The following is a 21,822-nucleotide window of genomic DNA, read 5'->3' on the forward strand; positions in this document are numbered from 1 at the left end:
AGCTCTGTAGCAGGCGAAAAAAGGCGCAACTATTCCGATGCAGGAGGGGTGCGTCTAATGCCGTAAATGACTACCCCATGCCGAATCGGCATAACGCTTGGGGGCGGATAAAGCCGCAGGCGACTGGAAGGAGGGCGTGACGAAATGCCGCTATCGGGCTTCAGGCTTGCTAAAACGTCGCCTGTAGCGCGGCAAGGGAGGGCAACAAGAGATGTGTTTCAAATAAAGAACGTCACATCAGCGGCAAGGCGCGAGGACGAAAATTCTCGATAAGTGGCTGATTTATTTCAGGTCGGCTCAAGGGATTGACAATTTATAGGTCGAGCAGGACCGGCTTGGCAGGGAGGAGGTCGCTGACGTCCTTCCTGTTGAAACCGGTCCTGTCGCCTCACCTGACCCGGCCCTCATCGGAGGCACTCCCTGTGCCCCTAGGTCACGCCGATCAACCTCATCAGCGCATCCCGGCCCCTTGGTCATGCGCGCACCGTCCTCGGGTGGCGCAGCGTTCGGAGAGCACAGTGTCGTGCTCTCGTCGTGATTCAGTACCAGTTCGGGTCTTTGCGCAGCTCTTCTTGCAACAGAGCCTGCATGCCCTCATCGGGTTTGCCCAGATAGCGGACGGTGTCATGGCGCGTCGGTGATTTGTCCGCCGGCAAGCCAGCAGGCACCTCCACCAACATCGCATAGGCGTCCTTTTTGTTAAAAGTGAACGCCACGATCAGGCGTTTGTTTCGGCAGCTATCTGCTGTTTCGCACAGTGGCCCGACCAGGTATTTCTTACCTTTTTCGGTCACTGCAGACATTTGCTCGGTACTGGCGCCGGAGAGATTGATCACCCAATCGGGTAAACGTTCCTCGCGTTTGACCAGGCCCGTCCACGTTTCACGGTATTCGGGGCCAGCGTGCAGTAACTCGTTAACCCGAAATTGCCCGTCATTGCCTGCCAGGATGCTGGCGCTGCCGCCCATTAGCAGGGCGGCGACCAGTGACTGCCAACGAGTCAGCATGTTCAGCCTCGACCGCGACGACCGAAGAAGAACGACACTACGAACATCACCAGGAACACGATGAACAGGATCTTCGCGATACCGGTTGCAGTACCTGCGATACCACCGAAGCCCAGTACGGCAGCGACAATGGCGATGATCAGAAACGTGATAGCCCAACTCAACATGGTGAATCTCCTTTCTTTGCGTTTTAAATCAGGTAAGCAACAGAGGGATCAGAAGATCCAGCTTTGACGTTGCGGCATTTCACCCACTTCTTTGGCAGCCGCCTGGTTTTCTACAGACGTGAAGCTCAGTGCCGCTTCCTTGGTAACAGGCGCGGTCGCTGCGGTGAAAGGGGTGTGATGAATCATGGAAATGCGGTTGACCGCAGGGTTTTGATCGACGGAGGTCCAATGAACGAACTGCTGAACCACGATCAAGGTCACCAACAACGCCAAGCTCAAAAACAGGCCTTGCTGAATGTGCGCTGGGGAAACCTTTGATTTGGCAAAGTGCAGGCTGTTCATCCGAAGCTCCTTCCACCTGGGTGGCATTCAATCTTGTCGTGGCCGATACGTCCCGGCCTTGCTTGAAGGAGATATTGCAGCCTGCATGCCAGCTTTTTTTAAATAAAAAACTCAATAAAATCAATAAATTGCAATTGATGTGGGAATCTTCCTGCGAGCATCCTGCACGATTAAACATTTAGCGTCGTGCGTTTTGCATGATCACTCGCAGGAACTCGGGTCAGCCCGTACTGCGTGCCATCACCTTGAGCGCATCTGCATTCACGCCTTTGACCCCACGGATGTTGCGGGTAATTTCCACTGCCAGTTCCTTTTCGGCGAAATTGGCGACCACCCCGTTGAGGGTGACCAGACCGTCCTTGGTCTCGACCTTGATATTCAAACCGTCCAGATTGCGGCTATAAATCAGGCTGGATTTCACCTTGCTGGTGATCCATGCATCGCTCAGCTGCTCGGCGGGATTGCTGGCCTGGGGTTCTGTGCGCGAGGCGATGGAGTCGGCGGCGCTGATGCTGATCAGGTTGTTCACGCTGGTCACGCCATCGGTATTGCTCGCCAGGCTGCCGGCCAAATCCTTGCCTTCGGGGCTGGTCGCGCGGCCCTTGAGGGTGACCACGCCGGCCTCGCTATCGACGTCGATATTCAGCGCTTCAGTCACGCTGTTCCATAGCAGTTTGGATTTCACCGTGGCGGTGAGGGTCGCATCCTCAAAGCGCTGGGCCATATTGGCTTTGGTGCCCGGCTCGGCGGCGACGTTGGCGTCGATTTCCAGCTGGTTATCGACCTTTTGAATGCCTTGGGTATCCATGGCAATGCGTTCGGCCAGTTCCCGGTCGACCTGATTCTCTACTTTACCCTTGAGCAACGCCGTGCCCTGTTCGACATGCACGTCGATCTTGAATGGGCTCAGGTGTCGGTTGAGGGCGAAGGCCGTCCAGATTGAACCTTCTTGACGGGCTTCGGCCAATTGAGTGGGCAGATCGCTTTGTGCGGCGCTGGCCATGAACGGGGCAAGGCCCAGGGCGAGGGTGGTGGCGGTGGCCAGGGCGAGCTTTTTCAGCGGGGGCATGGCACGTCTCCATTGATGGCGATGCGTGGGTTTTCAGGTTTGTCATGTGTTTAGACAAGCCTATGAACCTCGCAAGCCATGTGCCAGCCCTGATAGTCGGATAAATACCTTTTAAATTCAGTCGGTTAAATTAAATCTTGGCAGATAGATACCATGCAGCCCGCATAATCAATCAGAATTCGCCATGCAACTTGCACGATTATTCCCTGACTAACGAAGATCATTTACTTAGGAGCGTAGGAAAAATGGAAGAAGCCACTGACATTCAGGGCCGTATTCTGCTTGTGGATGACGAATCCGCGATCCTTCGAACGTTCCGCTATTGCCTTGAAGACGAGGGCTACACCGTCGCAACCGCCAATAGCGCGGCCCAGGCCGAGTCGCTATTGCAGCGCCAAGTGTTCGACCTGTGCTTCCTGGACCTGCGTCTTGGCGAAGACAACGGCCTTGAGGTACTGGCACAAATGCGCATTCAGGCGCCATGGATGCGGGTAGTCATAGTGACCGCGCACTCGGCAGTGGATACGGCGGTGGACGCTATTCAGGCCGGCGCTGCCGATTATCTGGTCAAGCCCTGCAGCCCGGATCAATTGCGTCTGGCCACGGCCAAACAGCTCGAAGTACGACAACTGTCGGCGCGCCTGGAAGCCTTGGAAGGCGAAGTGCGCAAGCCCAAGGACGGTCTGGACTCCCATAGCCCGTCGATGATGGCTGTACTGGAAACCGCGCGTCAGGTGGCCAATACCGATGCCAACATCCTTATTCTCGGCGAGTCCGGTACCGGCAAGGGCGAGCTGGCCCGGGCCATTCACGGCTGGAGCAAGCGCGCCAAGAAGTCCTGCGTAACGATCAACTGCCCGTCGCTGACCGCCGAACTGATGGAAAGCGAACTGTTCGGTCATAGTCGCGGCGCCTTCACCGGCGCCAGCGAGAGCACGCTCGGCCGGGTCAATCAGGCAGATGGCGGTACGTTATTTCTTGACGAGATCGGCGATTTTCCGCTGACGTTGCAACCCAAGTTGCTGCGTTTCATTCAGGACAAGGAATACGAGCGCGTGGGCGATCCGGTCACCCGCCGCGCTGACGTGAGGATCCTGGCAGCCACCAACCTCAATCTGGAGGACATGGTACGCAGCGGTCGTTTCCGCGAAGACCTGCTGTATCGCCTGAACGTCATCACCCTAAACCTGCCGCCATTGCGCGAGCGCAGCGAAGACATCCTGACTCTGGCCGATCGTTTTCTCGCCCGTTTCGTCAAGGATTACGTGCGACCGGCCCGCGGTTTCAGTGAAGAGGCCCAGGCAGCGCTGCTCAACTATCGCTGGCCCGGCAATATCCGTGAGCTGCGCAACGTGATCGAGCGCGCCAGCATCATCTGCGGGCAGGAGCGTGTGGAAGTCAGCCATCTTGGGATGGGTGAGCAGCCGACCAACAACGCCCCGCGTGTCGGCGCCGCATTAAGTCTTGATGAGTTGGAAAAGGCCCATATCGGCGCCGTGCTTGCCACCAGCGACACTCTGGATCAGGCAGCCAAGACCCTGGGCATTGATGCCTCCACGCTGTACCGCAAACGCAAGCAGTACAACCTGTGACCCGCCCATGAAACTGGCGATGAAGTTGCGAACCCGACTATTTCTGAGTATTTCGGCGCTAATTACCGTCGCTTTGCTGGGGTTGCTGCTTGGGTTGGTCAGTGTCGTGCAAATGGCCAAGACCCAGGAAGCATTGATTCAGCACAGTTTTGAAACCCTCGACATGGGGCTCAAACTGCGGCAAAACCTGGGTGATCAACTGGTGATCATGCTCAAGGGCAGGCCGGATAGTGCTGCCCTGAAGAGCACGCAGGCGCAATTCAGCGAGTTGTTAAGCGGCGCGACTGAGTACGAGCGCGAGAACCATCTTCGCACCGGTTTCGGCGACGTTTCCCAGGCTTACAAGAGCTTTATCGACACCTACGAGCAGTCTGATGGCGGCTCGCGCAGCCTGCGCGACAACTCGGCGCTGAGCTCCAGTTTCAATGCCTTGCGCACTTCACTGCTGGCTTCGCACAAGCTCGCTCTGGACAGCATCAGCGAGGCCGAGAGTGATTCGCGCCAGCGCGCGCTGTGGATTGCGGGGCTGCTGGGGTTGGTTGGTATCGCAGTATTGGGCATCGGTTTCATCACGGCTCACGGCATCGCCCGACGCTTCGGCGCGCCCATCGAGGCGCTGGCCAAGGCTGCGGACAATATCGGCCAGGGTAATTTCGAAGTGACACTACCGATTTCGTCGGCGGCAGAGATGAACCAGTTGACCCGCCGTTTTGGCATCATGGCCGAAGCCTTGCGCCAGCATCAGGCGACCAACGTCGACGAGCTGCTGGCCGGTCAGCAACGCTTGCAGGCAGTGCTCGACAGTATCGACGACGGTCTTCTGATCATCGATCGCCAAGGGCGCCTGGAGCACCTTAATCCTGTGGCTCAACGGCAACTGGGTTGGGACGAGGGGCGGCTCGGGCAGGGGCTTGGTGAGGCGCTGGAGCGTCCGGAAATGGACGAGCAGCTGTACTTGACCCTGCGCGGTGGTACGCCGGATCAAGCGCCCGAAGACTTGAGCGTCGAAGTGGATGGTGAGATACGCCTGCTGACCTACAGTCTGACTCCGGTCAGCCACACCAAGGGGCATATTCTCGGTGCGGTGATGGTTCTGCACGATGTCACCGAGCAGCGTGCCTTCGAGCGGGTGCGCAGTGAGTTTGTCCTGCGCGCTTCCCATGAGTTGCGTACCCCGGTGACCGGCATGCACATGGCTTTCGGACTGTTGCAGGAGCGTCTGCATTTCCCTGCCGAATCCCGGGAAACCGACCTGTTGACCACGGTCAACGAAGAAATGCAGCGCCTGATGCAGTTGATCAACGACCTGCTGAACTTCTCTCGCTATCAGAATGGCCTGCAAAAACTCAGCCTTGGTGCGGTCGCCGTCGACGAACTGCTTGAGCACACGCGTGACCGCTATGAAGTCCAGGCCCAGGAGCGCGGAATAGTGCTGATGGTGGAGATGCAGGGCACCCTGCCGCATCTGCATGCCGACCGCGCGCAGCTGGATCGGGTGTTGGAAAACCTGCTCGACAACGCCCTGCGCCACACGCCCGACAACGGCCTGATCCGTCTGCAGGCCCGGCGGCACGCCGAGCGGCTGATCATCGGTGTCGAAGATAACGGTGAGGGTATTGCCTACGGGCAGCAGGGTCGGATCTTCGAGCCGTTCGTTCAGGTCGGCCGCAAGAAAGGCGGCGCGGGTCTTGGGTTGGCGCTGTGCAAGGAGATTGTCCAGTTGCATGGCGGGCGCATGGGTGTTTATTCACGGCCGGGGCAAGGGACGCAGTTCTATATGGCGTTGCCGGTTTGATTGGGTTGTAACCTTTGTAGGAGATGCCGAAGGCTGCGAACGGCTTTGTCTGATATAGCGCTTTCGCAGCCTTCGGCAGCTCCTGCAGAACTCCTGCATTCTCAGATATCACGCCACATCATCCGTGCGCCGTCCCTTCTGTCTGCGCCGTCCGCCTGTCACCAATTCCCTGAATTGACCTGCACTCAGCGGTCGGGCGAACAGCCAGCCCTGGCCGTAGAGCACGCCTTCGCTCCTTAGTAGGGTTGCTTGCGCCTCAAACTCTATGCCCTCGGCGATCACACGCAGTTGCAGGGCGTGGGCCATGCGGATGATGTGAGGGGCGACCCCGCTGCTGGCCGCGTCGTGGCCCAGGGCGTCGATGAATGCCTTGTCGATTTTCAGACAATCCACCGGCAGGGTCTGGAGATAGGCCAGGCTGCAATAACCGGTGCCAAAATCGTCGATCAGCACTTGGTGGCCGCGATCACGCAGGGTTTGCAGGTGGTTGCGCGCCACTACCACATCGATCAATCCGCGTTCGGTCACTTCAAAGGCGATCTGCTGCGGCGCAACTTTATGCAGGGCCAGCAGGCGCGCCGTGACCCGGCCGATGCGTGGGGCCATGACGTCGCAGGCCGCCAGATTGACCGAGATATACAGCCGTGGATTGGCCCGTAGCAATGGCCCCAGTTGTTCCAGGGTCTGTTGCAGGACGAAGTCGGTGATCTGGCGAATCTGTCCGGTGTTTTCCGCCAGCGGGATGAACAGATCGGGGCTGGTCAGGGTGCCGTCCGGGCGCCGCCAGCGCACCAATGCTTCAGCGCCGACGCACAGGCGGCTGTCGAGGTCGAATATCGGCTGATATAACACCTGCAGTTCGCCACGGCGCACAGCGCCATGCAGCTCGCCGCCGAGGGAGCGGCGCTGCCGGGCCAGTTGTAGCACCAATGCGCCGATGCATAATGCTATCAGCAGGCTGACCGGCACCAGCAGCCACCAGGCGGCAGTGATGTTTTGCTGCAGGCTGCTGCGCGGGGCGATGACCACCAGTTGATATTCGGGGCTTTGCGTCGGCATGCGGTAAATCAGCTGCGTGCCGGTACTGATCAGGGTCTGGGAGCTGGTGTTGGACCAATCCGGGGTCGGCGGCCAAGGCTGATCCGCTCCAAGTGCCGGTATGGCCTTCAGGCCGTTATTGAGCACCACCAACAGACTGGCTTGCGCGGGCAGGTCGACGACATCGGTCAGGTGGCCGCGGGACGTAGAGACCCGGAAGTCCCCGCGACCCAACACCAGGGCGGCGAGATTGTCATCCGGCTGGGCTGACGTGTTGAGCCAGTAATCATAAGCAGGCCCGCGAATGTCCGGCGCCCTTGGCGGCGCCAGCATGCTGGGTCGCGACCAACTGGAACAAACCTGACCGTCGCCCACGTACGCTGCTTCGTAGATAAATCGATAACTGGAAATTACCTGGCGCAGGCGCTCGACCAGTTGCGGTGTGCATTGGCGCAAGGGTTGCGCCTCCAGTTGGTCGAGCCCTGCACGCAATTGAGCGAACAACTGCTCAAGACGGATCAGGAAGCGCGAGCCCTGGGCATTCATCTGCTCGCTCTCGTTCTGCCTGGCCTGATGCACCGCCAGCCCGGCACTGCCGCACAACAGCAGCACGGCACTGAGCAGTGCTGCGGAGAGGGCCAGCGGCAAAGGGCGGCAGAGCAGGATTCGCAGGCTTGCAGCATTGAACATTGCGGGGATCTCGGTAGATACCCATCAGGTATAGCAAGCGTCAGAAAAAAAGCACGCTTATGCGGCGAACGGCACTGATAAAGATAACTACCCGCCGTTACTCGCTTTTATTGAGGACCTGCAGAATCGCTGCGCTTTGCACGTCGGCCTCGCCATCAAAGCGCTCGGGACGGTAATGCATCTGGAAGGCGGCCAGTACATGGCGGCTGGCCACGTCCCACTCGCCGGTTTGCGGGGTTGCATAGCCAAGACGCGCCAGTTGCTGCTGGAACCAGGCCGGGCTGGGGATTTCTTCAATCATCATGGCTTGGCGTCGAGCGACCTCGGCTTCATTGGGCCAGATGCCGATGCCTTCCTGAGCCAGGCGTTTCCACGGGAACATCGGACCAGGATCGAGCTTGCGTAAAGGCGCGATGTCGCTATGGCCCAGGACATGACGTGGATCGATATGATTGCGTGCGATCACATCTTTTAGCAGCACAATCAGTGCCTGTACCTGATCTTCATTGTACGGGTACCAGACGCGCCCGGTCGGCGAGTCAGTGTAGCCAGGGTTGACGATCTCGATGCCGATGGAGCTGGAATTGAGCCAGGTGCGGCCTTCCCACTCGCTTTCCCCGGCGTGCCAGGCGCGGTCGTTTTCATCGACCAGCTTGTAGATAGTCGCCGGAGAATCGCCGATCAGGTAATGGCTGCTGACCTCGCCGCGAGTCAGTAACTCAAGGGAGCGTTCCAGCGAGGCGGAGGTGTAGTGGACGATGACGTATTGCACGCGGTTGTCATGATTGGTGGGCGTCAGGTGACTGGTGTCATACCGGTTGGCGGTGACACAGGAGGTCAGCAAAACGAAAAACAACAGAGAAAGCAGCAGTTTCATGACGCACCGGGCCTGGCTGGCAGGAAATGCAATAGCATAACGTAATGCTGTGCCAAGGTTGCATATTGACTGTAGCGGCAGTGTGTCAGGCTATTAACCCTGCTCGACGCGATTGCGGCCGCTTTCCTTGGCGCGGTACAAGGCCTGATCCGCGCGCTTGAGCGCCACATCGGTGCGCTCGCCCTGACGCAGCGCGGTTACGCCGATCGAGACAGTAATGGTCACCGGCTCGCTCTTGAAGTGGAACGGGCAGGCTTCCACGGCCGCGCGCAGCTTTTCCAGGTGGACAAGGCCGGTGCCGACCGTGGTGTTGGGCAGCAGCATGACGAATTCTTCGCCGCCGAAGCGTGCGATGAAATCCTCCGAGCGCAGGCGTTGTTTGAGTTGGCTGGCGATGATCTTCAGGACCTTGTCGCCAGCCAGATGGCCGTAGCCATCGTTGATGCGCTTGAAATGGTCCAGATCGAAGATGCACATCAGCAGGCTGCTTTTGTTCTTCTGCCAGCGGTCGGTTTCCTGCTCCAGACGTTCGCCCCAGGCCGCGCGGTTGGGCAGGTTGGTCAGCGGGTCGATCAGGGCTTTTTGCCGCTGTTCTTCCAGGTGGCTGCGGAAACCCAGGGCTTCCTGTTCCATGGTCGCCACCCGTGCAGACAACCCTTGCAGCTTGGCCGCCACTTCCTGCTCGCGGGCATCGCGTTGCTGCTGGTGGTGGTCCATGGTGCCGATCAGGGTTTCCAGGCGGCTTTCCAGGATGTGCTTGAGAGTCGGCAAGTCTGCCGCGCCCTGAACGCTGGTCTGCAAGCCACCCACCTGTTCGCGCAACTGGCTGTCGTACTGACGTGAAGTCGCGTGGTGGTCGGCGTGGTCTTCGCTGGCTGCTTGCAGGTTGCTCTGAAATGACTCCAGGCGCTCGTTGAGCTGTTGCAGATAAATTTCAAATTCGTGCTGACCACCGTCGGTGATTGCCAGCATCAAGACTGCAAGATCGTCGAGGATCGGCAGCAATTCGTACCAGTTAAGCCCATGTTCCAGGCGCAGACGCATCGCTTCGGCCTGGGGGCGATGGTGTTCGGGCAGAACCAGGTCGTTGAGCAGGCCCAACAGGGTTTCTTCGATATGGGCGGCGACCGAGCTGTAGCTGGGCTCGGGGGAGGACGGCAGGGCGAATTCACCTTCGCCTTCGGTCTCTTCGCCTGCTTCGCCGCTTTCTTCGCTCTCGTCCTCGGCTGCTGTCTCGGGCCGATAGTCGAATTCCACGGCCGGGGTAGGGGCCAGCAGGAACTCCAGCGCCGGATCGACGACAGGGGCGACCGCTTGAGTTTCGTGTTGAGTGGCGAGTGGAGCCGCGACAGGTGTGCCCGGTGTCGCGGGCTCGGGGGCGGCTACGAGTTCGTCCTGAGCCTTGACCGGTACAGGCTCGACTGCGGCTATCGGTTGCGGAGTCGGGGCTGCAGCCTGTGCAGCCATCACCGCTGCGGCAGGAGCAGCCTCTGTAACGGCAGTAGCCGCGACAGGTGCTGCGGGTTTTGCCACTGCTGCTGGCGCTGCGGGGATGGGCGCCACAGTTGCTACGTCATCATCCTCGTCGTCATCACCGCTATGCTGCGTAGCCTGAGGTGCGCTGGCGATTGCTGCGGCGGGGGCGGGTGCGGGCGCTCCCTGCGTCTCGTCGTGACCGGCTTCCTTACTGCCAAACAGGCGTTGTAGCAGGCCGGGGCGTTCGGTTTCGTCTTTTTCCAGAAACGTCAGCGCCCGGCCCTGCAGGCCGCTCAGTTCGCTGAGCAGCAGCGGCAGTTCCCGGGCCTGGCTGGCGCGCTCTTCAAGATCCTTGGCGAAGCGCTTAAGTGGTTTGCTGACATCCCGTGGCAGCGGCAGGGTTTGCAGTTGCGTGACCAGTGCGGCCAGAGCGCTGCTGATTTGCCCCACGCGCACTTCGCGGCGTTGCTCGGAGTCGAGTACGGCCTTTTCCAGTCGCGGAATGAGACCGGCAAGGCCTGCGTCCATATCGTCCTTGCGCACGATCTCGCGCATTTCTTTCATGCACAGGTCGACCGCCTTGTCGGTGCCTTCCGCCGCCAGGCTGCTGCGCACCAGGCCGCGACGCAACAGGTCGAGGCGGGCATTCCAGCGCCGTTCGAGCTTGTCCTGTTGTTCGATGCCCTTGAGGTATTTTTCTTTCCAGCGCTCTGCTTCTTCGCTCATGCAAGGGGTCCGGCAGGGTTACCTGGCACAGGCAGCGAGTCCTTGCGCAGCGAATCGGGGAGGCGGATCTCCACGGCTACGGGCAGGTGATCGGATATGGGTTGGGCCAGCACTGCAACCCGTTCGAGGGTCAGTGTAGGGCTGAGCAAAATATGGTCAAGGCAGCGTTGCGGCCGCCAACTGGGAAAAGTCGCTTCGACTTGCGGAGCAAGCAGCCCCAGATCGCGCAATGGCGAGTGTTCCAGCAGATCAACGGCGTGGGTGTTCATGTCGCCCATGAGAACCTGGTGCTTATAATCGCTGATCATGTCGCGAATATACGCAAGTTGCATGGTTCGGGTACGTGCCCCCAGAGCAAGGTGCATCATCACCACGACCAGCGCGTCCGCACCTTCACCAAAACGCACAAGAATGGCACCGCGGCCAGCTGGGCCGGGCAGCGGATGGTCTTCAAGGGCGGTCGGGCACAGGCGGCTGAGCACGCCGTTGCTGTGCTGGGCAAAACGCCCGAGATTTCGGTTTAGCTGTTGATACCAGTAAGGGAATGCGCCGAGGTGAGCCAGATGCTCGACCTGATTGACGTAGCCAGAGCGCATGCTGCCGCCATCGACTTCCTGCAGGGCGACCAGATCAAAATCATTGAGCAGGTTGCCGATCTTCTGCAGGTTGTTGGCGCGCCCTGTGTGCGGCAGCAGGTGCTGCCAGCTGCGGGTCAGGTAATGTTGGTAGCGCTCGGTGCTGATGCCCACCTGAATATTAAAGCTGAGCAAGCGCAGCCGACCGTCAGCCGGGAGTGCGCTTGCCTGCAGGTGGTGTTCGTTGACCTTGGGATCAGGTCGGCCAACGACACGCTCACTACGCCAGCGACGCATGGCCGCTTACTGCTTCACGCCCGCCGCGCGCTCTTTGGCGATAAGGTCGTCAGCCAGTTTCAAGGTCGCTTCCGGGCCGCCGGCAGAGGCGATGTCGAAGCGATACTTGCCATTGACGATCATGGTGGGTACGCCAGTAATCTCGTACTTCTTGGCCAATTCCTTGTACTGCGCGATCTTGCCTTTGACGGCGAACGAGTTGAAGGTTTCGAGGAACTTGGCTTTGTCGACGCCTTGGGTGGCCACGAATTCAGCCATGTCGTTTGGATCGGTCAGGCGCTTGCCGCCTTTCTGAATCGCGTCGAATACCGCTGCGTGAACCTTTTTCTCTACACCCATGGTGTTCAGGGTGATGAACAGTTGGCCGTGGGCATCCCATGGGCCGCCGAACATGGCTGGAATGCGGACGAAGTGAACGTCAGCCGGCAGCTTTTCGATCCATGGATTGATGGTCGGCTCGAAAGCGTAGCAGTGCGGGCAGCCGTACCAGAACATTTCCACGACTTCGATCTTGCCTGGCTCGGAGACAGGCACAGCGCTCTTTAGCTCCACGTAGGGTTGGCCGGCATTGGCTGGCTCAGCCGCCTGGGCGGACATACCGAATGCGCTGGCAACAACCAGTGCGGCGCTGAGAATCAGATTACGCATGCTTAACTCCTGAGACAGTTTGAGTCGTCTTCCAATGACCGTAATAGACAGATCGTGGAGACATCAGTTCGCTAGTGTAACGCTGGCAGGCACAAAAAAGGGCCGCCGAGGCCGCCCTTTTTAACACCGTGTAGCCACTCAAATCATGTGAAAAGATTTCTATTTATTTGAGCCGATTTCTTAACGATCCCTTAATTATCAATGCAGGCCCTGAATGTACTGCGACAGGGCTTCGATATCCTTGTTGCTCAGCTTCGCGGCGATGGAACGCATGACAGTTTCGCCATCGTTGGTGCGCTCGCCTTCGCGGAATGCAGTGAGCTGCTTGGCGATATAGGCTGCATGTTGACCGCCCAGATGCGGGAAGCCGGCGGGAGAGTTGCCTGCGCCGTCAGGCGAGTGACAGCCGATGCACGATGGCATGCCCTGGTCCAGCTTGCCGCCGCGGAACAGCGCTTCACCCTTGGCGACCAGATTCGGATCGGCGGCACCTACCGAGCCTTTCTGGCTCGAGAAGTAAGCGGCGATATCGGCCATGTCCTGATCGCTGAGGTTGGTCAGCAGGCCGGTCATTTCCAGTACCGTACGCTTGCCGTCCTTGATGTCATGCAGTTGCTTGAGCAGGTAACGATCGCCCTGGCCGGCCAGCTTCGGAAAGTTGGGAGCCATGCTGTTACCATCCGGACCGTGACAGGCTCCGCACACGGCGGCCTTGGTTTGTCCGGCTGCAGCGTTGCCGACCAGATCGGCAGCCTGGGTCGCACCGCAAATGCCCAGGCTCAGGAGCAGACTCACGAGTATTTTGTTCATCAGGTAATCCAAATCGGCTTTAAGGTGAAAAGTTAGTAGAGGGATCGGGTTTGCTCACTTTTTTGTGATGGTTCACAAGCCCTTAACTACTGCTGTCCCTGCACTGTCCACGCATTGGCATCGCTTTGAATCCCCTGTCGCGAACGGCGCCAAAGTCTTCACGGCTAGCGAAACCCTTATCAGGTTGAAAGCGGATTGCGTTCTAATGCGCAATATTGGTTCTCGCTAGAGCGGTTTTACCCCGCGAGCGGGACAAAACACACACAAAATCTGCGGCATTATATACTTGCGTCGCTTAAACGGAAATGACACCTCTTGCCGCACCCCTGCTGGCGCTGGCCTCACCGGAAATCACATGCAACTCAAGAATCCAATCCTCGGTCTGTGCCAACAGGCAACCTTCATGCTCAGCGCCGCCAAAGTCGATCAGTGTCCTGACGACGAAGGCTTCGAAGTGGCGTTTGCCGGTCGTTCCAACGCTGGTAAGTCTAGTGCACTGAACACGCTGACCCACGCCAGTCTTGCGCGAACTTCCAAAACTCCGGGCCGCACCCAACTGCTCAACTTCTTTCAGCTCGATGATGAGCGCCGCCTGGTCGACCTGCCGGGTTATGGCTACGCTAAGGTGCCGATTCCGCTCAAGTTGCACTGGCAGCGCCACCTTGAGGCGTACCTGGGTAGCCGCGAGAGCCTGAAGGGCTTGATTCTGATGATGGACATCCGCCATCCGATGACCGACTTCGACCTGCTGATGCTGGATTGGGCAATCGCCAGTCAGATGCCGATGCACATTCTGCTGACCAAGGCCGACAAGCTGACCTATGGCGCGGCAAAAAATACCCTGCTCAAGGTGCAGTCCGATATTCGCAAGGGTTGGGGCGACGCCGTCACTATCCAGCTGTTCTCGGCACCCAAGCGCATGGGCCTGGAAGAGGCTTATGTGGTGCTGGCAGGCTGGATGGAGCTGGAAGACAAGGCGCCCGCCGAGTAAATCGCGGGCAAAAAAAACCCCGGACTTCATATGGGGAGGGGAAGTTCGGGGTTTAAGTCCGAAACCTTAGGGTGGGTTCCAGATATCTGCCAACACTTAACACAACTAGGAGCATTGAAAGGCTTTTCGGCCAATCGCAGGATCAGACCGGGGGTTTGCCTGCAAAGTTCCGCAACGCCTGAAATCTCTTTTTTGCTCGGCAAACGCGGGTGAGCAGAATGTGGGACCGGCTTTAGCCGGGAAGACAGTGTGGCGCGCGGTAGAAGTGTATCGAGCGTGCCTACGCCTTCCCGGCTAAAGCCGGTCCCACCTGTCCCGTGCTTACGGTGCGATGAGGTCGATCAATGCGCCTCATCCCAGTTATCGCCCACGCCCACTTCAACCAGCAACGGCACATCCAATTGCGCCGCGCCGCTCATGTGCGGGCGGATCTGTTCGCTGACCTGCTCGACCAGGTCCTCGCGCACTTCCAGCACCAGCTCATCGTGTACCTGCAGGATCACGCGGGCGTCCAGGCCTGAGATTTCCAGCCAGTCATTCACCGCCACCATGGCTTTCTTGATGATGTCCGCTGCTGTGCCCTGCATCGGCGCGTTGATCGCCGTACGTTCGGCGCCGGCGCGCTGCATTGGCTTGTCGGAGTTGATTTCCGGCAGATACAGGCGACGACCGAACAGGGTTTCGACGTAGCCCTGCTCCGACGCTTTTTCCCGGGTCCGGTCCATGTACTCGCGAACGCCTGGGTAGCGGGCGAAATAACGCTCGATATAGGCCTTGGCCTGCTTGCCATCGACGCCGATCTGTCGTGCCAGGCCCTGTGCACCCATGCCGTAGATCAGGCCGAAGTTGATCGCCTTGGCGCTGCGGCGCTGGTCGTTGGTCACCTGATCCAGTTCGACCGCAAAAACCTCTGCAGCCGTGGCCCGGTGAACGTCCAGACCTTCACGGAAGGCGCTGAGCAGCCCTTCGTCCTTGGCCAGGTGGGCCATGATCCGCAGTTCGATCTGCGAATAGTCGGCCGCGAGCAGCTTGTAGCCCGGCTTGGCGATGAATGCCTGGCGAATCCGGCGACCTTCGGCAGTACGCACCGGGATGTTCTGCAGGTTTGGTTCGCTGGACGAGAAGCGACCGGTGGCCGCGCCTGCCTGGTTGTAGGACGTATGCACGCGGCCCGTACGAGGGTTGATCTGCCCCGGCAGGGTGTCGGTGTAGGTGCTTTTCAGTTTGCTGATGGTGCGGTACTGCAGCAGCACCTTGGGCAGCTCGTGATCCGCCTCGGCCAGCTTGACCAGTACTTCTTCCGCGGTGGAGGGTTTGCCCCCCGGCGTCTTGCCCAGAATCGGCAGATTGAGTTTTTCGTAGAGAATTTTGCCCAGTTGCGTCGGCGAACCCAGGTTGAACTCTTCACCGGCGATGGCGAAGGCTTCGCGCTCCAGCTCAACCATCTTGTTACCCAGTTCGACGCTCTGCAGGCCGAGCAATTTGGGATCAATCATGGCGCCTTCGCGCTCGATTTTCGCCAATACCGGTACCAACGGCATCTCAATGTCGGTCAGTACGCTGAGCAGGCCGGGTTCTTTTTGCAGTTTGTCAAACAGCGCCTGATGCAGGCGCAGGGTGATGTCGGCATCTTCGGCGGCGTAGGGCCCGGCCTGTTCCAGGGCGATCTGGTCGAAGGTCAGTTGTTTCTTACCTTTACCGGCAATGTCGGTGAAGCTTGTGGTCTGGTGCCCCAGATACCTCATCGCCAGGCTGTCCATGTCGTGCTGGGTCGCCACGGAGTTCAGCACATAGGATTCAAGCATGGTGTCGAAGGCCACGCCCTGGACGGCAATGCCGCACTCCACGTCGCCACCGATGGCGCAGTTGGCGAGGATATTCATGTCGAACTTGGCGTTTTGCCCGACCTTGGCCTTACTTGGGTCCTCCAGCAGCGGCTTGAGTGCGCGCAGGACATCGTCGCGATTCAGTTGCTCAGGCACGCCCATGTAGGAGTGGGTCAGCGGGATGTAGGCGGCTTCCCCGGCCTTGACCGCGAAGGACAGGCCCACCAGTTGCGCCTGTTGGGCGTCGAGGCCGGTGGTTTCGGTATCGAAGGCAATCAGGCTGGCGCCGCGCAGCTTTTCCAGCCACGCATCGAAGCGGGCCTGATCGAGGACGGTCTCGTAGCTCGATTCGGCATTGGCGACCACCGGCACCGGAGCAACCTCCAGGCCCGCGCGCTTGGCATCACGCTCGATCTCGGCAATCCAGCTCTTGAACTCCAGCTCGGTATACAGCGCCAGCAGGGCGGCGTGATCCGGTGTTGCGCAATGCAGCGCGTCGATTTCCACCGCTAAAGGCACGTCAGTCTTGATCGTCGCCAGGGCGTAGGACATGAACGCGGCGTCGCGATGCAGCTCCAGCTTGGGGGCCAGGGTTTTCGCGCCGCGAATCGGCAGGCCGGCGACCGCATCGAGATTTTCGTAGATGTTTTTCAGGCCGCCGCCGATGCCGATCAGCAGGCCGACGGCGGTTTTTTCGCCAACGCCCGGTACACCGGGGATGTTGTCCGACGAATCGCCCATCAAGGCGAGCAAATCGATAATGTGCTCAGGACCGACGCCAAATTTCTCCTTTACGCCAGCGATGTCACGCACGCTACCGGTCATGGTGTCGACCACGGTAATGTGATCGTCGACCAACTGCGCCATGTCCTTGTCGCCTGTGGAGATGATCACTGGCCGCGAGGCTGCCGCGCTGCTGCGGGCCAGGGTGCCGATCACGTCGTCGGCTTCCACGCCTTCAACGCACAGCAGCGGGTAGCCAATGCCCTTGATGCAGGCATGCAGCAGGTCGACCTGCACGCGCAGCTCCTCCGGCATGCTCGGGCGGTTGGCCTTGTACTCGGGGTACATGTCGTCACGGAAGGTCTTGCCCTTGGCGTCGAAGACGACTGCGAAAGGGCTGTCGGGATATTGCTTGCGCAGGCTCTTGAGCATGTTCAGCACGCCCTTGACCGCGCCGGTCGGCAAGCCCTTGGAGGTGGTGAGGGGCGGCAGCGCGTTGAAGGCGCGGTACAGGTAGGACGAACCGTCCACCAGGACGAGGGGAGCTTGGCTCATGGGCAGAATCAACCTTTTCGGCGGGTGCGGCGCTAGAATGCGCGGACCATTGACGACAAAGCGACAAGGTTATCATGCGCAAAGAAAATCGCCTGTTGCTGGCAATCCTGTTGTTGTCCTCCTCGTTGGTGGGCTGCGCAGGGACCGGCGCACAAAAAGACCCGCTGGCAGCGGAACCAGGTGTCACGGCGCATTACGACCCGGATACCCGCATCACCGAGTACCGCAAGAACGGCGCCGTGTATGCGGTCAAGGTCACGCCGGAGCGCGGCAAGCCTTATTTTCTGGTGCCGCCTGACGGTTCCAGTGCCGGTTTCACCCGCCCGGACTCGCGGGAAATGCTGATCCCCCAGTGGGAAATTTTCAGCTGGTAACGCCCCACATTCACTTTTTTGATTGGCAGTGCTGATATGTCCGTGTTCACTCCCCTGACTCGCCCCGAGCTGGAAACTTTCCTGGCCCCTTACGGCCTTGGCCGTCTGCGTGACTTTCAAGGCATTGCCGCCGGTAGTGAAAACACCAATTACTTCATCAGCCTGGAGCAGGGCGAGTATGTGCTGACCCTGGTCGAGCGCGGCCCGGTGCAGGAAATGCCGTTCTTCATCGAGCTGCTGGATGTGCTGCACGGCGCCGCTCTGCCGGTGCCCTACGCTCTGCGCACCACCGACGGCGCCGCTCTGCGCGAATTGGCCGGCAAACCGGCGCTGCTGCAGCCGCGCCTGCCGGGCAAGCACATCAAGGACGCCAACGCTCAGCATTGCGTGCAGGTAGGCGAGCTGTTGGGGCACCTGCACCTGGCGACCCGCGACAAGCCTTTAGAGCGCAAGACCGATCGCGGCCTGGACTGGATGCTGCGTGAAGGCGGCAACTTTCTCTCGCACCTGCAGCCGGATCAGGCCGCCCTGCTGCGCAGTGCCCTGGAGGAAATCGAGCCGCGCAAGGAGCGAATCCTCGCCCTGCCCAAGGCCAATCTGCACGCCGACCTGTTTCGCGACAACGCCATGTTCGAGGGTACCCACCTCACCGGGCTGATCGACTTCTACAACGCCTGCTCCGGGCCGATGCTCTACGACGTGGCGATTGCCTTGAATGACTGGTGCTCCGACACCGAAGGCCAGCTCGATGCCGCCCGCGCCCGGGCCATGCTCGGGGCCTATGCCGCGCTGCGACCGTTCACCGCCGCCGAAGCCGAACTGTGGCCGACCATGCTGCGGGTCGCTTGCGTGCGTTTCTGGCTGTCACGTTTGATCGCTGCCGAGAGTTTTGCCGGTCAGGACGTGCTGATTCACGACCCGATGGAATTGCAGAAGCGCCTGGAACACCGCCAGGGCTTGGTGATTGCGTTGCCGTTTGCGCTCTGAAGCGCACTGACGTTCTGTGGGACCGGCTTCAGCCGGGAAGACGCCTTCCCGGCTGAAGCCGGTCCCACAGGGTTTCATTTCAATTCGGTGATTGTGCGTGCTGTTACAAACTTTCCAGGCATCCCGCCAAATCATCCCCCAACTTCTGCAGCACCTGCTCATAGCCATTGGCTGTAGCCGGTGTATAGCCGCCCAATCCATCCAGTTCCGCCAGCTTGACCGGCAAGCCGCTGGTCAAGGTTTCGGCCAGACGTGGGCGTAGCGGTGGCTCGCTGAACACGCAGGTCTTGCCTGCAGCGGTCAGGCGCGCGCGCATGGCCGCGACGTGCTGGGCGCCGGGCTGGACTTCGGCGGCGACGGTGAATACCCCGGCGTGCTTGAGGCCATAGGCTTCTTCGAAGTAATCGAAAGCTTCGTGGAACACAAAAAACGGCTTGTCAGCGACCTTGGCCACCCGCGCCTTGAGCTTGCTGTCCAATGCATCCAGGCGGCCGATAAAGGCCTTGGCGTTGCTCTGATAGCGCTCAGCATGGGCGGCGTCGATAGCGCTGAGGTCGTCGGCCATCTTCTGCGCGATGACCCGAGCATTGACCGTGGACAGCCACAGATGCGCGTCGAGGCTACCGGGGCGGTGATCATGATCGTGCTCGTCCGGGTCTTCGTCATGGTCGTGGGACTCGCCATCAGCCGCGAAATGGCGCAAGTGCATACCCGGCAATGATTCCACGGCGACGTTCGGCAGGGTCCGGCCGGTCAGCACGCGAGGCAGGAAGCTCTCCATGTCCGGACCGATCCAATAGAACAGGTCGACGTCATGCACGCGCCGTACGTCGGATGGCCGCAGGGCGTAGTTATGTGGCGATGCGCCGGGGGGCAGCAGCACCTCGGGTATCGCTACACCCTCCTGCACGGCGGTAGCGATCAACTGCAAGGGTTTGATGCTGGTCAGTACCCGAACATCGGCCTGGGAAGGGGCTGCGGCCAACAAACTGGCCGAGAAAACGACAAAAAGGCTAAGAAGACGGCGCACGTAGAGCACTCATGGAGGACCGGAACGGGTAACATAATAACGTCTCTCACAAAACGCGTCGCTGCTCATGCCTAAAACTCCCCTGGCCAGTCGCCCACACGATCACTCCCACTGCGTGCATTCCGCACTCGCCGAAGCGGATGCCCTGTGCGCCCGCAAAGGCCTGCGCTTGACCGCGTTGCGTCGCCGCGTGCTGGAACTGGTCTGGCAAAGCCACAAGCCGCTGGGTGCCTACGACATCCTTGCCGTGCTCAGCGAAGAAGACGGCCGTCGCGCCGCGCCGCCGACGGTCTACCGCGCCCTGGACTTCCTCCTGGAAAACGGCCTGGTGCACCGCATTGCCTCGCTCAACGCCTTTACCGGCTGCAACCACCCGACCCACGCGCATCAGGGCCAGTTCCTGATCTGTCGGGAGTGCCATGCCGCCATCGAGCTGCAACATGCGGCCATCAGTGAGGCGGTGATTTGCGCTGCCGCCGAAGTCGGCTTTCAGGTCGAAGGACAAACCGTGGAAGTCATCGGGGTCTGCGCCGGGTGCAAGGCGGCCTGATGAGCGATGCGCTGATTCGCCTTGAACAGGTTGCGGTGACGCTGGCCGGACAGAGCGTGCTGGACAATATCCAGCTGAGCGTGCGCCCCGGCGAAATCGTCACCCTGATCGGCCCCAATGGCGCGGGCAAGACCACCCTGGTGCGGGCGGTGCTTGGCCTGCTCAAGCCCACTTCCGGCAGTGTCTGGCGCAAACCGAAACTGCGCATCGGTTACATGCCGCAAAAATTGCACGTAGATCCAACCCTGCCGTTATCGGTGCTGCGCTTTCTGCGCCTGGTGCCGGGTGTCGATCGCGCTGCTGCTCTGGCCGCGCTGGTCGAGGTCGGGGCCGAGAAGGTCATCGACAGCCCGGTGCAAGGCATTTCCGGCGGCGAAATGCAGCGCGTGCTGCTGGCCCGGGCGCTGTTGCGCGAGCCCGAACTGTTGGTCCTTGATGAGCCGGTACAGGGTGTCGATGTTGCCGGACAGGCTGAGCTGTATAGCCTGATCACCCGTCTGCGCGACCGCCACCGTTGCGGCGTGCTGATGGTTTCCCATGACTTGCATTTGGTCATGAGCACGACCGACCAGGTGGTCTGCCTCAACCGTCACGTCTGCTGTTCCGGCCATCCGGAGCAGGTCAGTCACGATCCGGCGTTCGTTGAGCTGTTCGGTAATCACGCGCCGAGCCTGGCCATCTACCACCATCATCACGACCATGCCCACGACCTGCACGGCAGTGTGGTTGAAGAAGTCGCGCCTGTTGCGGCGCATGCTCATACCCATGTTCACGGAGACGGCTGCAAGCATGGCTGATTTTCTACTCTATGCCTTGCTCGCAGGCCTGGCCTTGGCTGTGGTGGCCGGCCCCTTGGGGTCGTTCGTGGTCTGGCGACGCATGGCCTATTTTGGCGATACCCTGTCCCATGCCGCGCTGCTGGGCGTGGCGTTGGGCTTTCTGCTGGATGTCAGCCCGACCCTGGCAGTAACCGTCGGCTGCCTGCTGCTGGCGATCCTGTTGGTGACGCTGCAACAACGCCAGCCCTTGGCGTCGGACACCCTGCTGGGGATTCTGGCACCGAGTACGCTGTCCCTCGGCCTTGTCGTGTTGAGCTTCATGCGCGAAGTGCGTATCGACCTGATGGGTTATCTGTTTGGCGACCTGCTGGCCATCGGCCCCACCGATCTGGCCTGGATTCTCGGCGGCAGCGCGGCGGTACTGGTGTTGATCATCGCCCTGTGGCGGCCGTTGTTGGCCATTACCGTGCACGAAGAGCTGGCCAGGGTCGAAGGCTTGCCGGTGGCAACGCTGCGCATGACTTTGATGTTGCTGATCGCCATCGTCATCGCCGTCGCCATGAAAATCGTCGGTGTACTGCTGATTACCTCGCTGCTGATCATCCCGGCGGCTGCGGCACAACGTCACGCCCGTTCGCCGGAGCAAATGGCCCTAGGCGCCAGCGTGCTCGGAATACTGGCTGTTTGCCTCGGCCTGGCCATGTCCTGGTTCAAGGACACCCCCGCAGGCCCGTCTATAGTGGTGTCAGCGGCCGCGTTGTTCTTGCTCAGTTTCCTTTTACCCAAGCGATAGAACCTTGTGCCGGAATGCGAGTCATACTGCCCAGGTAAATAGCGGCAATATGCAATGACGGCTCTATCAAGCCCTTGCAGATTGAACAGTTATTCTCGGGGCAGG

At 60.1% G+C, this 21,822-nt stretch carries 20 protein-coding genes; 8 read left to right on the forward strand and 12 right to left on the reverse strand.

The features are described from left to right. Positions 1-539 precede the first annotated feature (539 nt). The 4 genes from AC1Z24_RS01280 to AC1Z24_RS01295 form a co-directional block, all read right to left on the reverse strand. Positions 540-1,007 carry an inhibitor of vertebrate lysozyme family protein gene (locus AC1Z24_RS01280; protein ID WP_483744269.1) on the reverse strand — a complete coding sequence of 156 codons (468 nt, stop codon included), beginning with the start codon at positions 1,005-1,007 and terminating at the stop codon, positions 540-542. 2 nt (positions 1,008-1,009) lie between these two features. Continuing rightward, positions 1,010-1,174, reverse strand: coding sequence for a DUF1328 domain-containing protein (locus AC1Z24_RS01285; protein WP_025257796.1), 165 nt, complete (start codon positions 1,172-1,174; stop codon positions 1,010-1,012). 48 nt (positions 1,175-1,222) lie between these two features. After that, complete coding sequence (locus AC1Z24_RS01290; RefSeq protein ID WP_483744270.1) at positions 1,223-1,516, reverse strand: hypothetical protein; 294 nt, start codon at positions 1,514-1,516, stop codon at positions 1,223-1,225. 220 nt (positions 1,517-1,736) lie between these two features. Beyond that, positions 1,737-2,585 (reverse strand): BON domain-containing protein, encoded by an 849-nt coding sequence (locus tag AC1Z24_RS01295; RefSeq protein WP_483744271.1) that lies wholly within the window; start codon positions 2,583-2,585, stop codon positions 1,737-1,739. 245 nt (positions 2,586-2,830) lie between these two features. Between AC1Z24_RS01295 and algB the strand changes: the two genes are divergently transcribed. Together algB and AC1Z24_RS01305 are read left to right on the forward strand one after the other, a co-directional pair. Continuing rightward, entirely contained in the window at positions 2,831-4,177 is a 1,347-nt protein-coding gene (algB, locus tag AC1Z24_RS01300) for a sigma-54-dependent response regulator transcription factor AlgB (RefSeq protein WP_483744272.1), read from the forward strand. A 7-nt stretch (positions 4,178-4,184) separates the two neighbouring features. After that, positions 4,185-5,972, forward strand: coding sequence for a KinB sensor domain-containing domain (locus AC1Z24_RS01305; protein ID WP_483744273.1), 1,788 nt, complete (start codon positions 4,185-4,187; stop codon positions 5,970-5,972). 108 nt (positions 5,973-6,080) lie between these two features. Here AC1Z24_RS01305 and AC1Z24_RS01310 read toward each other — a convergent pair whose 3' ends face one another. The 6 genes from AC1Z24_RS01310 to AC1Z24_RS01335 all read right to left on the reverse strand — a co-directional run bounded on the left by AC1Z24_RS01310 (position 6,081) and on the right by AC1Z24_RS01335 (position 13,109). Next, positions 6,081-7,700 carry an EAL domain-containing protein gene (locus AC1Z24_RS01310; RefSeq protein ID WP_483744274.1) on the reverse strand — a complete coding sequence of 540 codons (1,620 nt, stop codon included), beginning with the start codon at positions 7,698-7,700 and terminating at the stop codon, positions 6,081-6,083. A gap of 97 nt (positions 7,701-7,797) precedes the next feature. Next, positions 7,798-8,577 carry an N-acetylmuramoyl-L-alanine amidase gene (locus AC1Z24_RS01315; RefSeq protein WP_483744275.1) on the reverse strand — a complete coding sequence of 260 codons (780 nt, stop codon included), beginning with the start codon at positions 8,575-8,577 and terminating at the stop codon, positions 7,798-7,800. A 93-nt stretch (positions 8,578-8,670) separates the two neighbouring features. Continuing rightward, positions 8,671-10,779 (reverse strand): GGDEF domain-containing protein, encoded by a 2,109-nt coding sequence (locus AC1Z24_RS01320; protein ID WP_483744276.1) that lies wholly within the window; start codon positions 10,777-10,779, stop codon positions 8,671-8,673. Further along, positions 10,776-11,651, reverse strand: coding sequence for an endonuclease/exonuclease/phosphatase family protein (locus tag AC1Z24_RS01325; RefSeq protein WP_259101493.1), 876 nt, complete (start codon positions 11,649-11,651; stop codon positions 10,776-10,778). Before AC1Z24_RS01325 ends, AC1Z24_RS01320 begins: the two co-directional genes overlap by 4 nt. Before the next feature lie 6 nt (positions 11,652-11,657). Next, the gene (locus AC1Z24_RS01330) at positions 11,658-12,299 is read right to left on the reverse strand and encodes a thiol:disulfide interchange protein DsbA/DsbL (protein WP_483744277.1); all 642 of its coding nucleotides are present in this window, start codon (positions 12,297-12,299) and stop codon (positions 11,658-11,660) included. 198 nt (positions 12,300-12,497) lie between these two features. Beyond that, complete coding sequence (locus AC1Z24_RS01335; RefSeq protein ID WP_483744278.1) at positions 12,498-13,109, reverse strand: c-type cytochrome; 612 nt, start codon at positions 13,107-13,109, stop codon at positions 12,498-12,500. Positions 13,110-13,464: 355 nt separating this feature from the next. Here AC1Z24_RS01335 and yihA point away from each other — a divergent pair, with 355 nt between their 5' ends. Beyond that, on the forward strand, positions 13,465-14,100 hold the full coding sequence (gene yihA, locus AC1Z24_RS01340) for a ribosome biogenesis GTP-binding protein YihA/YsxC (RefSeq protein ID WP_259101497.1): 636 nt from the start codon (positions 13,465-13,467) through the stop codon (positions 14,098-14,100). Positions 14,101-14,441: 341 nt separating this feature from the next. Here yihA and polA read toward each other — a convergent pair whose 3' ends face one another. Further along, complete coding sequence (polA, locus tag AC1Z24_RS01345; protein WP_483744279.1) at positions 14,442-17,204, reverse strand: DNA polymerase I; 2,763 nt, start codon at positions 17,202-17,204, stop codon at positions 14,442-14,444. A gap of 74 nt (positions 17,205-17,278) precedes the next feature. On the opposite strand from polA, the gene AC1Z24_RS01350 reads away from it, so the two are divergent. After that, a complete protein-coding gene (locus AC1Z24_RS01350) occupies positions 17,279-17,578 on the forward strand; it encodes a DUF2782 domain-containing protein (protein ID WP_259101501.1) in 300 nt (99 codons plus the stop codon). Between the two features lie 36 nt (positions 17,579-17,614). Beyond that, positions 17,615-18,565 (forward strand): homoserine kinase, encoded by a 951-nt coding sequence (locus AC1Z24_RS01355; RefSeq protein WP_483744280.1) that lies wholly within the window; start codon positions 17,615-17,617, stop codon positions 18,563-18,565. Positions 18,566-18,668: 103 nt separating this feature from the next. On the opposite strand, the gene AC1Z24_RS01360 is transcribed toward AC1Z24_RS01355, so the two are convergent. Beyond that, entirely contained in the window at positions 18,669-19,595 is a 927-nt protein-coding gene (locus AC1Z24_RS01360; RefSeq protein ID WP_483744281.1) for a zinc ABC transporter substrate-binding protein, read from the reverse strand. A gap of 67 nt (positions 19,596-19,662) precedes the next feature. Here AC1Z24_RS01360 and AC1Z24_RS01365 point away from each other — a divergent pair, with 67 nt between their 5' ends. Genes AC1Z24_RS01365 through znuB form a run of 3 tightly spaced genes read left to right on the forward strand, consistent with a single transcriptional unit; the run spans position 19,663 to position 21,717 of the window. Continuing rightward, the gene (locus AC1Z24_RS01365; protein ID WP_483744282.1) at positions 19,663-20,145 is read left to right on the forward strand and encodes a Fur family transcriptional regulator; all 483 of its coding nucleotides are present in this window, start codon (positions 19,663-19,665) and stop codon (positions 20,143-20,145) included. Further along, positions 20,145-20,942 carry a zinc ABC transporter ATP-binding protein ZnuC gene (gene znuC / locus AC1Z24_RS01370; RefSeq protein WP_483744283.1) on the forward strand — a complete coding sequence of 266 codons (798 nt, stop codon included), beginning with the start codon at positions 20,145-20,147 and terminating at the stop codon, positions 20,940-20,942. The genes AC1Z24_RS01365 and znuC overlap by 1 nt, the downstream gene beginning before the upstream one ends. Continuing rightward, positions 20,935-21,717 carry a zinc ABC transporter permease subunit ZnuB gene (gene znuB, locus AC1Z24_RS01375; RefSeq protein ID WP_259101512.1) on the forward strand — a complete coding sequence of 261 codons (783 nt, stop codon included), beginning with the start codon at positions 20,935-20,937 and terminating at the stop codon, positions 21,715-21,717. Before znuC ends, znuB begins: the two co-directional genes overlap by 8 nt. The last annotated feature ends 105 nt before the right edge of the window (positions 21,718-21,822 follow it).

The sequence above is a fragment of the Pseudomonas sp. JL23 genome, from assembly GCF_056933585.1.